14 protein-coding genes are annotated in these 13,510 nt (G+C 36.6%); 9 read left to right on the top strand and 5 right to left on the bottom strand.

Annotated elements, in window-relative coordinates:
* Positions 1-128: 128 nt before the first annotated feature.
* Positions 129-680: a TVP38/TMEM64 family protein gene (locus tag WAX74_RS13475; RefSeq protein WP_336498188.1), complete on the top strand. Its 552-nt coding sequence runs from the start codon at positions 129-131 to the stop codon at positions 678-680.
* A gap of 359 nt (positions 681-1,039) precedes the next feature.
* Here the strand turns inward: WAX74_RS13475 and WAX74_RS13470 are convergent, their stop codons facing one another.
* Both WAX74_RS13470 and WAX74_RS13465 read right to left on the bottom strand, forming a co-directional pair.
* Positions 1,040-1,711, bottom strand: coding sequence for an SOS response-associated peptidase (locus WAX74_RS13470; protein ID WP_336498187.1), 672 nt, complete (start codon positions 1,709-1,711; stop codon positions 1,040-1,042).
* A 181-nt stretch (positions 1,712-1,892) separates the two neighbouring features.
* Positions 1,893-2,249, bottom strand: a complete 357-nt coding sequence (locus tag WAX74_RS13465) for a winged helix-turn-helix transcriptional regulator (protein ID WP_336498186.1) — start codon at positions 2,247-2,249, stop codon at positions 1,893-1,895.
* A gap of 187 nt (positions 2,250-2,436) precedes the next feature.
* On the opposite strand from WAX74_RS13465, the gene WAX74_RS13460 reads away from it, so the two are divergent.
* Positions 2,437-3,495 (top strand): LLM class flavin-dependent oxidoreductase, encoded by a 1,059-nt coding sequence (locus WAX74_RS13460; protein ID WP_336498185.1) that lies wholly within the window; start codon positions 2,437-2,439, stop codon positions 3,493-3,495.
* Positions 3,496-3,507: 12 nt separating this feature from the next.
* Entirely contained in the window at positions 3,508-4,074 is a 567-nt protein-coding gene (locus tag WAX74_RS13455) for an NADPH-dependent FMN reductase (RefSeq protein ID WP_336498184.1), read from the top strand.
* Positions 4,075-4,363: 289 nt separating this feature from the next.
* On the opposite strand, the gene WAX74_RS13450 is transcribed toward WAX74_RS13455, so the two are convergent.
* Both WAX74_RS13450 and WAX74_RS13445 read right to left on the bottom strand, forming a co-directional pair.
* Positions 4,364-5,194 (bottom strand): glycerophosphodiester phosphodiesterase, encoded by an 831-nt coding sequence (locus WAX74_RS13450; protein WP_336498183.1) that lies wholly within the window; start codon positions 5,192-5,194, stop codon positions 4,364-4,366.
* A 541-nt stretch (positions 5,195-5,735) separates the two neighbouring features.
* On the bottom strand, positions 5,736-6,737 hold the full coding sequence (locus WAX74_RS13445) for an LLM class flavin-dependent oxidoreductase (RefSeq protein WP_336498182.1): 1,002 nt from the start codon (positions 6,735-6,737) through the stop codon (positions 5,736-5,738).
* A 234-nt stretch (positions 6,738-6,971) separates the two neighbouring features.
* On the opposite strand from WAX74_RS13445, the gene WAX74_RS13440 reads away from it, so the two are divergent.
* The 5 genes from WAX74_RS13440 (at position 6,972) to WAX74_RS13420 (ending at position 11,256) form a co-directional block, all read left to right on the top strand.
* On the top strand, positions 6,972-7,805 hold the full coding sequence (locus WAX74_RS13440; protein WP_336498181.1) for an alpha/beta fold hydrolase: 834 nt from the start codon (positions 6,972-6,974) through the stop codon (positions 7,803-7,805).
* 200 nt (positions 7,806-8,005) lie between these two features.
* Positions 8,006-8,722, top strand: coding sequence for a carboxymuconolactone decarboxylase family protein (locus WAX74_RS13435; protein WP_336498180.1), 717 nt, complete (start codon positions 8,006-8,008; stop codon positions 8,720-8,722).
* 14 nt (positions 8,723-8,736) lie between these two features.
* Positions 8,737-9,423 (top strand): CoA transferase subunit A, encoded by a 687-nt coding sequence (locus WAX74_RS13430; RefSeq protein WP_336498179.1) that lies wholly within the window; start codon positions 8,737-8,739, stop codon positions 9,421-9,423.
* Positions 9,416-10,066, top strand: a complete 651-nt coding sequence (locus WAX74_RS13425) for a 3-oxoacid CoA-transferase subunit B (protein WP_336498178.1) — start codon at positions 9,416-9,418, stop codon at positions 10,064-10,066. The genes WAX74_RS13430 and WAX74_RS13425 overlap by 8 nt, the downstream gene beginning before the upstream one ends.
* A complete protein-coding gene (locus WAX74_RS13420; protein ID WP_336498177.1) occupies positions 10,063-11,256 on the top strand; it encodes a thiolase family protein in 1,194 nt (397 codons plus the stop codon). The genes WAX74_RS13425 and WAX74_RS13420 overlap by 4 nt, the downstream gene beginning before the upstream one ends.
* A 418-nt stretch (positions 11,257-11,674) precedes the next feature.
* Here WAX74_RS13420 and WAX74_RS13415 read toward each other — a convergent pair whose 3' ends face one another.
* A complete protein-coding gene (locus WAX74_RS13415) occupies positions 11,675-11,995 on the bottom strand; it encodes a DUF3870 domain-containing protein (protein WP_336498176.1) in 321 nt (106 codons plus the stop codon).
* A gap of 160 nt (positions 11,996-12,155) precedes the next feature.
* Here WAX74_RS13415 and WAX74_RS13410 point away from each other — a divergent pair, with 160 nt between their 5' ends.
* Positions 12,156-13,487 (top strand): short-chain fatty acid transporter, encoded by a 1,332-nt coding sequence (locus tag WAX74_RS13410; RefSeq protein WP_336498175.1) that lies wholly within the window; start codon positions 12,156-12,158, stop codon positions 13,485-13,487.
* Positions 13,488-13,510 lie beyond the last annotated feature (23 nt).

The raw sequence follows: 13,510 nt of genomic DNA, 5'->3' as shown, positions 1-13,510 counted from the left end.
AGTAAAATTATTCCATTTATTATTGGTGTTCGCTAGATTGATGTTGTTTACAAAGCAATGTATAATGCAGCAAAGATTACTTTATTTAAAGTTGAGCGGAATGGCCAAATGATAGGTGGTTTATAATAGTGGAAGAATCTACACAACTTATTCCGATATTGAGTACACCCCTAAAATTTCTTTTACTACTCCTGTTGAATTTGGGGATTGGTGCAATTGGATTCGTACCAAGTTTATTTGTTACTGCCATAAACATTGATGCACTTGGTTTAATATGGGGATCCATTCTTACATTTACAGGAGAAATCCTAGGAGCACTCTTTGGTTTTCATTTGTATCGTTGGGGATTTTCCAAGGTCCGGCAAGATTGGTTTAATCATTCTATATTCAACGTAATAAAAAACAGCTCTCCTATGAAGGTATTTACTTTAATTATTCTATTTAGAATCATTCCTTTTGTTCCATCCGGGCTAGTTACCGCAGGAGCTTCATTGACTTCCATTAGCGGATGGTTTTTTATGGTTGCTAGTACGCTTGGTAAAATTCCGGCTGTTGTCATTGAAATAGCAATAGTCTTTGGAATTGTAAAAAATGTTCCCACGACTTATTTATATGGATTTATGGTCTTGTTCCTTATTATAATTACTCCCTTTTGGATGAGAAAGAAAAGGAGAAGTTAATTTTTTTGAATAACTATTTTTCTATACATTCATTTGAACATAACCGGCTTGATTTCCCTTCTAGTTGAAAAATAGATAATGTTCGTGCAAAGTCGAATCTAAAATCTCCTACAGAGGTGTTAGCCCAATCGATACCCCCGGTTATCTTCCCCTCATAAGTATATTTTCTATATTCATTTTTATTATTTAATAAATCAACCATTATCTTAATTCAATAAAAATATGTGAATTCCTTCAATATAGAAATTACACAACTGACAAAATAATAATATAAAAAAGGGATAACCTATATCAGGATGTCCCCTTTTTTAACAAATCCACTACTTTTAAAGTACCATTCTTATTTGAATGACCCCTTTTTATAATGAATTTAATAAACCTATGTGATTATTTTTTGGTGAATTTACCTCACTTGAAACAGGAAAGGCTTCCATTAAAGATGCATCATAAGCTACCAGTAAGCTTTTTAGTTCCTCTTTGTCTTGAAGAGATGAATCCAACCATTCCTTCTCATTCTCCCGTTTCAATATAACAGGCATACGGTGATGGATGTCCTTCATTAGGGTATTAGCTTCCGTTGTTAGAAGCGTACAAGTATATGTTTTTTTACCATTCGGCGCTTTCCATATTTCCCATAATCCTGCCACTGTAAAAACTTCATCTGATTTCATTTTAATTCGCATTGGTACTTTTCCATCAGAGTTCGTTTTCCACTCATAGAAAGAGTCCATAGGGATTAAACAACGTCTCTTTAAAAATGCTTGACGAAAACTTGGCTTTTCATCTACTGTTTCCGAGCGAGCGTTTATCATTTTATAACCTATTTTTTCGTCTTTTGCGAATGGCGGGACAAGTCCCCACTTCAAAGGACCCATTCGATTGTTTTTTCCATCATTTATTATTGCAACAACCTGTTGGGAAGGTGCTATATTAAAACTTGGAGTATAGAACTCTTCCTCCATTGAGATTGCAATATCAAAGCGATCAATAAGCTGTTCGTAATTAGTGAATAATGTATAACGACCACACATACTTATACCACCTCTTTATCCTCATTCCTATTTTCTTCATTATACAAAAGCACCCTATAGATAACACTTTTTAAGTGCCGATTCTATAGGGTACAGTTAATTATTTTCAGTTATCTAGCATAAGGAAGTAATATTCAGTGAATTTAATGGAAACATACTTCTCCGAACATAGCTGTCATTGTTATTCGATTCTGAACAATGTTTGCTGGCTTTTTTTCATTTTATGGAGTGTATGTGCTGTTCCCCATTCATGCATTGCGACTAAAATAGGCTCTAAGCTCTTTCCATATTCTGTAATGGAATATTCCACTTTGGGAGGTACTTGAGGGTATACTTTACGAGTAATAATGTCCTCTTCCTCTAATTCGCGGAGCTGATTTGTAAGCATTTTTTGAGTAATTCCTGGTATGCTTCTTTTTAAATCGCTAAATCGTTTTGTTCCATTCTGCAATAGAATTAATAATATAATTGGTTTCCATTTTCCCACTAATATACCTAAAGCATCTTCTACACGACATAGTTCTGGCTGCATCTCCATTATATATTCGCCCCTTAGTATCCTTTTGTATACTATACCACTTTTAAGTACGTACTTACATTAAATATTGTTTCAGATTATACTATCATCATTCAAATAAATTTGAAAGCAAGATAGTGAAACCAGACGCAAGTAAGGTAAGTTCTAAATAGATTACACATACTTATTAATAGAAAGGTTGATATAAATGGAAAAATATAGAATTGACCAAAGTAAGGGTCTTGAATTTGGCCTGTATACTCTCGGTGACCATATCCCAGATCCACATACAGGAGAACGTATTTCCGCTGAACAACGTATACATGAGATTATAGATTTGGCTAAGCTAGCGGAGCAAGCAGGTTTAGACTTTTTTAGTGTCGGAGAAAGCCATCAGGAGTATTTTGCAACTCAAGCACACTCTGTTGTGTTAGCAGCAATAGCTCAGGCAACTAGTAAAATTAAAATCGCGAGCTCGTCTACCATTATTAGTACGTCCGATCCAGTTCGTGTATATGAGGATTTTTCAACGATTGATTTAATTTCCAATGGGCGGGCTGAAATCATAGCTGGTCGTGCATCTCGTGTTGGTCTTTTTGATTTGTTGGGCTATAACGTTCGCGATTATGAAGAGTTGTTTGAAGAAAAGTTTGATTTGTTATTGAAAATAAATGAAGAGGAAGTCGTCAATTGGGACGGGAAATTCCGCGCTTCCTTAAATAATGCAAAAGTAATACCACGTCCTAAAAACGGCTCATTACCAATTTGGCGTGCAGTTGGAGGACCTCCAACTAGTGCTATTAAGGCTGGTTACGCTGGTGTTCCAATGATGCTTGCTACATTAGGTGGACCTGCTACAAGCTTTAAATATTCTATTGATGCATACCGGGAGGCTGCCGAGCGTAGCGGCTTTGATCCATCTACTCTTCCAGTTGCAACTGCCGGATTTTTCTATGCTGCCGAATCTACTCAACAGGCTCAAAGTGAAACCTACCCTCACGTGAATCAAGGGATGCAATTGATTAATGGACATGGTTATCCAAAACAGCAATTTGCACAAGGCGCTGATCCGCGTGATGTGATGAATATTGGTAGCCCACAGCAAATAATTGAAAAGATTCTTTATCAATATGAACTATTTGGTCACCAGCGTTATATTGCACAAATGGACTTTGGCGGTATACCATATGAGAAATTAGTAAAGAACATTGAATTGATCGGTAACGAAATATTACCGGCAATTAAAAAATACACAGCAAAGAATTAGGAGGCTCCTATTATGAAAATTGTAGGATTGTCAGGTTCAAGAATTGGCTCAAAAACACGCACTGCTATGAACTATACATTTAAATCTATTACCGAAAAATATCCAGACGCAGAATTGACATTAATAGACTTAGCCGAATATAATGTCGAATTTAGTGATGGGAGAAATTACTTGGAATATGAAGGCGACACGGGATATGTAACAAAAACTATCATGGAGACTGACGCGATTATTATCGGAACACCTATTTTTCAGGCTTCTATCCCTGCAACTTTAAAAAATATTTTTGATTTACTACCCGTCAATGCATTTCGGGATAAAGTCGTGAGTATGCTTGTAACAGCTGGGTCACCCAAACATTATTTAATTGCCGAGCAGCAGTTAAAACCGATTTTATCTTATATGAAAGCTCAGATTGTTCAAACATACGTATTTATTGAAGAAAGAGACTTTCACCGGAAAGAAATCGTAAGTGATGATGTACTCTTCCGAATCGATCGTTTAGTAGAGGATACTGTTGTGTTAACTGAAACCTATACTAAAATCCGAGAAGCAAAAGAAGCGGAATATAATTTTTAATAGCCGATTATAAAGAATATAAAAGAGCATGCTTTGATATTTAAAGCACGCTCTAAGACTGTAGACAAACTCGAATTTATTTTTATACAGGATAGATCAGGTTTTTTAAAGATGTTTTTACTGGGTTTATTTTGTTATGTTCATTTTCAATTTTTGAGCTTTTATAATTTTCATAGAAGTTAAAGAAGGAAATTCCATTTTATTAACCTTAATCTAAAAGCCAACAACAAGAATCCAAACAAAAAAGGGGTAGCAACTACCCCTTTTCATAAACTATTTTACAGGAATATTAGTTTCTAGGATCTACATAATCCGGATAATCAGAAATGATCGCGTCAACCCCCATTTCGAATAAGAAGTCTGCTGCTTCTTGACTGCGTACCGTCCATGAACCAATTTGCATTTCTAGAGAGTGAACTTGATTTACTAATTCTTCAGTCACAATTCCATAACTTGGGTTAAACCAATCCGCATATGTTGAAAATTCCTGTAAAGCTTCTGATGTTATATCTTCACGGTTAGAAGTTAATACACCGATTGGAACTTGAGGAAGAAGCTGGTCCATTTTTTTCATTGATTCAAAGTTAAAAGATTGAATAATGATTTTTTCATTTTGTGGTTTATCCAGATTTCGTTCTTTTAATGCTTCTGCTACTTGTTCTTCAATACCAGGGTAAAGCTCTGGAGACTTTAATTCTATTAAAATTCCAATTTTCCCATGGTAACGATCAAGAATCTCTTCAAATGTTGAGATTGATTCTCCTGCAAATTGTTCCCCTTTCCAACTACCTGCATCAAGACTTCTAAGCTGTTCAAATGTTAATTCCCCTACTTTTCCCGTTCCATCTGTTGTACGATCCACTGTTGTATCATGGATCAATACTAATTCACCATCTTTACTTCTTTGAACATCGATTTCAATATAATCGGCTTTCATATCAACTGCTAGATCAAAAGCAGCGATCGTATTTTCAGGTGCATAACCTGTTGCACCACGGTGTGCTACATTCTCCACTTGTTTTCTTTCACCTACTGTTTGTTCTACTGCAAACGACTGACTGAATGGGCTGAATAATAACGATAATGCCACTCCTGTACCTATTAATAATTTTTTGCTCATTTTCTCCATCTCCCATCTAAAATATCTTACAAATTTATTTTAGAAAAGGGATGTTAAACTAATATGTAGATATATGTATAGCTTAATAAAGATTGTGTTAACGAAAAGTTACCTTTTTCCTTACGTTTTTTTACAAATCTACTAATGGAATTAATAGAATAGTAATACTCTATTTCTATATTTTACCTACAATACTCGATGAACTCTTGTATTTCAAGAAACGGGCACTTTCCTGTAAAAAGGATTAGCGCTTATTTCCATTTTAGGGCTTAACAAGGATTTAACAATTCTTTAAACAGGTTATCCGATACAGTATTCCTTTAAAAATAAGCAAAGGTTTAATAATCCTTTTGATAAATGATCCAAAAAAGTGAAGTGACTTCATTAGCGTATGAAATAATTAAATAACCCGTTCGAAAAAGTGCATTTTTCGAACGGGTTATTTTTGTATAGTTTATTCCAGAAACGGGCGCGATTGTTGAATAATCTAACTTATATTTAAAAGACTTTTTCGTTATTTTTTAAAGACGGTGAAGTATTATTAATCGCCATCAACGACCTCTTTTAAAATTTCATAAGAACGTTTCTGTTTGGCAGGATCATAAATATAAGATACCGCCATGATTTCATCCACATTATACTTTTCTTGAAAATCGGTTAACTGCTCTCGAATGGATTGTTTATCTCCCAATAAAATCATACTGGACATCGAGGTAGCCATTTCTTTTTCAGATGGACTCCAAAGTGAATCCATGTTTTCAACTGGAGGGCTTAACGGCACTTGTGAGCCACGTACAACGTTCAAGAAAAATTGCTGCATCGTTGTAGATTCAAATTTTGCTTCTTCATCACTTTCAGCTGCTATCACATTAAGACAAACTACCATATATGGGGCTTCTAAGTATTTGGAAGGTTGGAATCTATTTCGATAGATCGAAATTGCCTCCTCCATATGTCTAGGTGCAAAATGGGAAGCAAATACATATGGTAAGCCTAATTTAGCGGCTAACACAGCTGAATCTGTCGATGAACCAAGAATATAAATAGGAATATTCGTGCCAACACCTGGATAAGCTTTTATATAACCTTGGAGTTCTTCCTGCTCAAAATATTTAAGCAATGACTTAACATCTTCTGGAAATGTGTAAACAGAATCTTTTTGAGATCTTCTTAGTGCATTTGCTGTTAGCATATCTGTACCAGGTGCTCGACCCAAACCTAAGTCTAATCGATTAGGATATAGTGTCGCCATTGTTCCAAATTGTTCGGCAACTACTAAAGGAGAATGGTTAGGTAGCATGATTCCGCCAGAACCAACGCGTATATGTTCAGTATTCTCTAACGTATGTTTAATTAAAATAGAGGTAGCTGAGCTTACTAGTGTTGACGTATTATGATGCTCAGCAATCCAATATCTTGTGTAGCCCATTTTCTCAGTTGCTTGCGCCAAATCCACCATTGCATCAATGGCCTCTTTAGGCCCTTGCCCATTGCGTATAGGAGCCAAATTCAAAACTGATATAGGTATTTGTATTTTTGACATTTAAAATTTGTCCTTTCTAGGATAAGTTTCATTTCTATTGTACCCATAAGAACATTAGAAACAAATTTAAATGCTCTGGCATAGATAATTACACGTCTGTCATTCATAACAATTTTAATGTGAATTTTGACATTCAACTGAGCATTTTTTTAGTCAAATCTATAAAAATATTTTGACATTTCCAGAAAGTAGGTGTACAAATAATTTTAGACTTTTAACATAAGGAGGATACATATGGAATATCGTTCAATCGAAGTCAACGGCGGTACGCTAGCTTATGCTGAATATGAAGGAACACAAGGTGTCATCATTGGAGTGCATGGCTTAACAGGAAATAATAAACAACTACATTACTACGCTGAATTACTTAAAGGAGATTACCGATTTATTTCTGTCGATTTAAGAGGCCGTGGTAATAGTTCCGCTGCGACAGAAAATACAGGTATCGAGCAACATACACAAGATATCATTAGTTTAATCGATGCATTAAATATCCAAAATCCAATATTAATGGGCTACTCAATGGGTGGGTTCATTATGGCAAATGTCGCTAGTAAACGAGATGATGTGAAAGGTGTCATTTTACTTGATGGGGCTGCTACATGTACGGATCATCAACGACAAATAGTTGAGCCTTCTCTGGGTCGTATTAGTAAAAATTATGAAACCGCAGAAGCCTATTTGGAGGAAATCAAAAAAATCTATAGCAATCTTGGAGTAGTTTGGGATGAGCATATGGAAAGTGTTGGCCGCTATGAGATAGCTGAAGTAGATGGACACTGGGAGAATAAATCCGATGAGGCAAAAATTCGACAAGACTTCCAAAGCTTCTACGATTACAAACCAGCTGAAGTATTTGCTAATGTAGAATGCCCAGTTTTGCTGGTACATTCAACAGGTGGTATTGGCTCAATGCCGGCGCTATTTTTAGCTGAATCCTATATTGAAACACAACAACACGCAAAAAATATCCACAAAATCACTTCTGATAGCAATCATTACACACTTGTATTCGAGGAACGAAGCGACGTTAATCCAACAATAAAAGATTTTGTAAAAAAATTATAAAAAAAAAGATTGAAATTTGTCGAATTTTATGTGAATATTTAATTAACCTTAATATACAGCCTATCAGGTGGCTACAAGGAAATAACCTTTCTTTGTTATTCCCCACTTGACTGTTGGCCTCATTACTTTCAATGACACTTTTGATACGTGTTCATGAGAGTAGTGTGGCCTTTTTTATTTTTTAAAAGGAGTGAAAATAGATGGCAACTGGATTAGATTACTTTAAAAAAGTTTATGATGTCGTACCAGGTTGGGTACAAAAAATGCATGATTACAATCCGGCAATGTTAGACCATTACACTGCATTACGTGGCGCGGCTATGGCTGAGGGAGTACTTTCTGTAAAAGAAAAAGATATTTTACTAGTAGGAATGAATTCCGCTAGACATTATGCACGAAGCATGGTTTATCATACAAAAGGTGCTATCGATGGCGGTGCTACTCTTGGAGAATTAGCTGAGTATTTACTTGTTGCCTATTACTACGGTGGAGAAAAAGCATTACAAATTGGACTTCAATCTTTTGAATATGCACTTGAACTGACTGGCACCCAGGCTGAAAAAATTTCTCACGATGCAACAGCTACAGATATTGTACGTTATTACGCAAGTTTCGCTTCCACTAACGAAAGCAAAAAATACTATGAACAACTCGTCTCCCTTTTTATAACGGGTGATGAAAACGCTTTATCTGCTAAATTACTTGAATCAAATATAGTCGATGAACAAATGAAATACATTTTAATGACAGGAATCTACACTACTGTTTTAAAGAATACAGAAACAGATTATTGGGCAAAAAAAGCACGTGAAAAAGGCGTAGATGAACCTCGCTTAGCTGAACTTGGATACATTTGTCTTTTGACAGCCGGTATCCCTTCCTGGTTTGAAATCAGTGACGCACTTATTCAAAAATAACGGAGTGAAAAAGAATGAAAATTTATAACTCAGCGGAAGAGGCACTAGATTGTGTCCAAACTGGTCAAACGATCATGGTTGGCGGCTTTGGTCTTGTAGGTGGCCCTCTGACACTAATAGATACTTTAGTAGAACTTGAAGTAAAGGACTTAACCATTATTAGTAATAACCTCGGTGAGCAAGGTAAAGGCTTAGGAAAATTACTAGAACAAAAGAAAGTAAAAAAAGCGATAGGCTCTTATTTCACCGGAAATCGAGATGTAGGCGATGCCTTCCAACGTGGTGAAATTGAGATTGAATTATTGCCACAGGGCACATTAGCAGAATCTATTCGAGCGGGCGGCGCAGGGATTGCGGGCTATTATACAAAAACCTCTTATGGAACAAATTTATCAAAAGGTAAAGAAACAAAAACATTTGCCGACGGAGAATATGTGCTAGAAGAGGCGTTAAAGGCAGATGTAGCAATTATTCGTGCTCATCAAGCAGATACATTAGGCAATCTTGTGTATTACAAAACAGCGCGAAACTTCAACCCTCTAATGGCAACAGCTGCTAAAACGGTTATTGTCGAAGTGGATGAAATTGTTGAAGTTGGCGAGTTAAAAAGTGATGAAATCGTTACACCTCACCTATTCGTTGATCGCGTCATTTTAGCGAAGAAGATTTTGACAAAGGAAGGTGTTATCGAACATGGCTAATCCAATTCAGGAAGCTATCGCTCGACGTGCTGCTAAAGAATTAGAGCATGGTCAAATTATTAACTTAGGTATTGGTATCCCAACACTTGTGGCCAACTATGTAGAACACAACCATGTTTTCTTCCACACTGAAAATGGAATGCTCGGCGTTGAAGATGTAAACGAAGAAGATATTGACCCAAATATCGTCAACGCAGGGAAGTTTGCAGTTGGAGAAGCTGTTGGTGCCTCTTACTTTGATAGCGCTGCCTCTTTTGCTATGATTCGCGGCGGTCATGTGGACGTAGCAATACTAGGGGTTCTTCAAGTAGATGAACATGCACGTATTGCCAACTGGGCAGTTCCAGGAAAAAACATTATCGGTGTCGGCGGAGCAATGGATTTACTAGTTGGTGCCCGCAAGGTCATTGTAACCATGACTCATACATCAAAAGATGGAAAAAGTAAAATTTTAAAGGAATGTAATTACCCCATTACCTCTACACGTAGTGTAGATATCATTATTACTGATTTAGCGGTTTTTAAATACGTCGACGGTCAATTACATTTAGTTGAATTAATGCCAGGGGTAGATTTAGAAACAGTTGAAGCAAACACAGAAGCGAGTTTCATCAATGCGTTGGATAAGGAGGAAGCAATATGAAAGAAGTAGTGATTGTTGAAAGCGTTCGTACTGCAATTGGAAAGCTTGGCGGTTCACTAATGAATCAGACTGCTGATTACTTAGGTGCCGCTGTTATAAAAGAATTATTGGCTCGCACACAAATTGATCCTAATGAAGTGGATGAGGTGATTTTAGGTCAAGCAAAGCAAAGTGCTGATCAGTCCAATGTAGCTCGCCTTGCTTCATTACGTGCAGATATCCCGCTTGAAGTACCAGGATACACTGTCCATCGTCAATGTGGTTCCGGCTTACAATCTATTAACAATGCAGCACAACAAATTGCCCTTGGGTTAAGTGACGTTATTATTGCAGGCGGTACAGAATCTATGAGTACAGCACCCTACTATATTCGTAATGCTCGATATGGACTAAATGTAGGAAATAGCCTTTTATTAGATCCTAATACGGAAAGTCAACCTGGCTCCCAACCAGAATCCTATGGGTTAAAAACAATGGGAGAAACTGCTGAAAACTTAGCTGAAAAATACGTAATTTCACGTGAAGCACAGGATGCGTTTGCTTATCAAAGCCAAGTTCGTACAGAAAATGCTATTAAAAACGGCTACTTTGAAAAACAAATTGTCCCTTACGAAATTAAAACACGTAAATCGACGGAGATCTTTCAGGTGGATGAGCATCCACGGTTAACCCCTCTTGAAAAACTAACTACTTTAAAACCAGTTTTTCGTGAAGGTGGATCCGTTACCGCAGCTAACTCAAGTGGTCGTAATGACGGAGCTGCAGCTCTTCTAGTAATGTCAAAAGAAAAGGCCGAAGAGCTAGGGCTTCAGCCAAAGGTAAAAATTATAGCTCAAGCCGCTGCAGGTGTAGACCCCTCTATAATGGGGATTGGGCCTGTTCCAGCTACGCGAAAAGCAATAAAACAAGCCGGGCTTTCCATTGAGGACATCGATGTTATTGAACTAAATGAAGCCTTCGCTTCTCAATCATTGGCAGTTATCGAAGAGCTAGGTTTAGATCAAAGCAAAGTAAATCCTAACGGTGGGGCTATTGCAATGGGACACCCAATTGGAGCAACTGGTGCTATTTTAATGACCAAGCTTATTCATGAATTAGAGCGTACTGGCAAGCGTTACGGATTAGTTACTCTTTGTATCGCTGGTGGACTTGGTATCACAACAATTGTTGAAAATTGCCAGGCAAAATAAAAAGAGAATTCTATTAGACTGTAGGCAAACCCAAAGTTATTTTTATATAGGATAGATCAGGTTTTCCGAAGCTTACCGCTCGCTTTCCGCGGGCGAGCGCCGAGCCGCTTGGGCCAACAGGATGTGGGTCATGAAGGCGTTGCCTCAGGACGAGGCGCCCTTAGCCTTCCTTCCTCTACTACGCTCCTGCAGGGTCTCGACTGTCTCGCTTTTCCCGCAGGAGTCGAGCGGACGCTTCTCCAAACCAATAAAATACTACCTATTTATTTTCAATATACTCAGGAAAAATAAATCATGAGTTGAAACAAAATGATGAACAAGAACAATTAGCAAATTTCCTTTTGTATTCAATCTAAAAGAATTCTCACTTAAAGATAAAATGTAACCGCTTTAATATGAGATAACGACTTTAACTGATCTATTTAGCTATCTTTTCTAAATATCTTTTCTGTGCAGATTTTAAAGCAACAATAACAGAACCACTAGAAGGAGCCATATAATGCTCTTCAATACGCTCAATTAAAACATTTATATCAGATGTAAAATCAAAATCAACTAACATTCTTTTAAAGAAGTCTTGTGCTAAACCAGTAATAAACGTGAATTCAGCATCTACTATTTTATGTGTTTTTTGGTCAATCTCAAGGACAATTCCTGCGTGTTTATAAACCTCATACATAGATGTACCTTGTGGAGCTTTAGCATACGCAGTCACTAATAAAGTATTTAATTTTTGCATAAATAAGGACCTCCGTTAATTTAACTAGATATATTCTAGCATAGTTATTCTGAAAACTAGGCATTGTTATGTAAATAAAGATTTATTGTCCCAAATACATCAGGGATTTATATGGGAGTACTTATTCACTCATCAAACTACATTTTAGGGGGACTTTATAATGGAAAGATTAACGAATTTCTTCACTTCAATAATGAAGAAATATTTGCCGGACCCATTCGTGTTTGCGATTGGTTTAACGATTTTAACATTTATATTAGCGCTTTTAATTGAAGATATTTCATTCCTCAATTTAACAACTTCATGGGGTGACGGCTTTTGGAACCTTTTAGCCTTCACTACACAAATGGCTGTAATTTTAGCCATGGGTTATGTATTAGCAACAGCACCTATTACCGATCGCTTCTTAAATAAAATTGCAAGTATGGTACATACACCTAAGACGGCAATTATTGTGGCTACACTAGTAGGGGGAATTGGTAGTTACTTAAACTGGGGCTTCGGACTAGTAATCGGTGGGATTATCGCAAAAAAATTAGCTGTAAAAGTAAAAGGTGTCCACTACCCATTAATTATTGCCGCCGCCTATTCTGGTTTCACATTTTACGGATTAGGTCTTTCTGCTTCTATCCCAATCTTAGTTTCAACACCTGGCCATTTCTTAGAAGAAAGTATGGGTCTTATCGCTCTATCAGAAACTATTTTTAGTTTACCAATGATTATTACAACTATTTTCTTATTGATCACATTACCGTTATTTAACGCTATGCTTCATCCAAAAGACGCAAAAAATGTTATTGAAATTGATCCTGCTTTACATACGGATACTAAAAAAGTAAAAATAAATGTATTAGAAGAAAATACAATTGCTAACAAACTAAATAATAGCCGTACACTATCTTATTTGATAGGCGCTTTAGGTCTTATTTACGTGGTAATACATTTCTCTAGTGGAAAATCATTAGATTTAAATATTCTTAACTTTATCATTTTATTCGTAGGGATTATTTTACTTGGTACTCCTGCAAAATATACAGAGCATTTATCAGATGGTATCAAAACCGTATCAGGTATCATCCTTCAATTCCCATTCTATGCTGGTATTATGGCAATCATGGCAGCATCTGGACTTGTAGACACAATTGCAAAAGTATTCGTTGATATCTCAACTGAGCATTCATTACCTTTCTGGGGATTGATCAGTTCATTCTTCATTAATTTCTTTGCACCATCTGCAGGCGGTCACTGGGCTGTACAAGGTCCTTTCATGATTGATGCAGCAAAAGCACTGGGCGCTTCACTTGGAGAGACTTCGATGTCAGTTATGCTCGGTAATGCCTGGAATGACTTAGTTCAGCCATTCTGGATTTTACCAGCTTTAGCACTTTCTCGTTTAAAACTAAAAGACATCATGGGCTTCCTAGTAATGATTATGTTCTATGTAGGAATTGTCTATATTGTCGCTACGCTTGCTTGGTCTTACTTATTATAAAAACAAAAAAGGGTCATTGTTTT

Origin of the sequence: Psychrobacillus mangrovi, from assembly GCF_037104765.1 — a bacterium.
In the GTDB taxonomy this organism is placed as follows: domain Bacteria; phylum Bacillota; class Bacilli; order Bacillales_A; family Planococcaceae; genus Psychrobacillus; species Psychrobacillus mangrovi.
The sequence above is the reverse complement of the archived record's forward strand: the minus strand, read 5'-3'. Positions and strand labels throughout refer to the sequence as shown.

Coding starts and splice junctions, on each gene's coding strand:
- WAX74_RS13460 (WP_336498185.1), top strand. CDS start 2,437: ATGGAAAAATATAGAATTGACCAAAGTAAGGGTCTTGAATTTGGCCTG.
- WAX74_RS13465 (WP_336498186.1), bottom strand. CDS start 2,249: ATGGAGATGCAGCCAGAACTATGTCGTGTAGAAGATGCTTTAGGTATA.
- WAX74_RS13425 (WP_336498178.1), top strand. CDS start 9,416: ATGGCTAATCCAATTCAGGAAGCTATCGCTCGACGTGCTGCTAAAGAA.
- WAX74_RS13455 (WP_336498184.1), top strand. CDS start 3,508: ATGAAAATTGTAGGATTGTCAGGTTCAAGAATTGGCTCAAAAACACGC.
- WAX74_RS13410 (WP_336498175.1), top strand. CDS start 12,156: ATGGAAAGATTAACGAATTTCTTCACTTCAATAATGAAGAAATATTTG.
- WAX74_RS13420 (WP_336498177.1), top strand. CDS start 10,063: ATGAAAGAAGTAGTGATTGTTGAAAGCGTTCGTACTGCAATTGGAAAG.
- WAX74_RS13445 (WP_336498182.1), bottom strand. CDS start 6,737: ATGTCAAAAATACAAATACCTATATCAGTTTTGAATTTGGCTCCTATA.
- WAX74_RS13450 (WP_336498183.1), bottom strand. CDS start 5,194: ATGAGCAAAAAATTATTAATAGGTACAGGAGTGGCATTATCGTTATTA.
- WAX74_RS13470 (WP_336498187.1), bottom strand. CDS start 1,711: ATGTGTGGTCGTTATACATTATTCACTAATTACGAACAGCTTATTGAT.
- WAX74_RS13435 (WP_336498180.1), top strand. CDS start 8,006: ATGGCAACTGGATTAGATTACTTTAAAAAAGTTTATGATGTCGTACCA.
- WAX74_RS13440 (WP_336498181.1), top strand. CDS start 6,972: ATGGAATATCGTTCAATCGAAGTCAACGGCGGTACGCTAGCTTATGCT.
- WAX74_RS13430 (WP_336498179.1), top strand. CDS start 8,737: ATGAAAATTTATAACTCAGCGGAAGAGGCACTAGATTGTGTCCAAACT.
- WAX74_RS13415 (WP_336498176.1), bottom strand. CDS start 11,995: ATGCAAAAATTAAATACTTTATTAGTGACTGCGTATGCTAAAGCTCCA.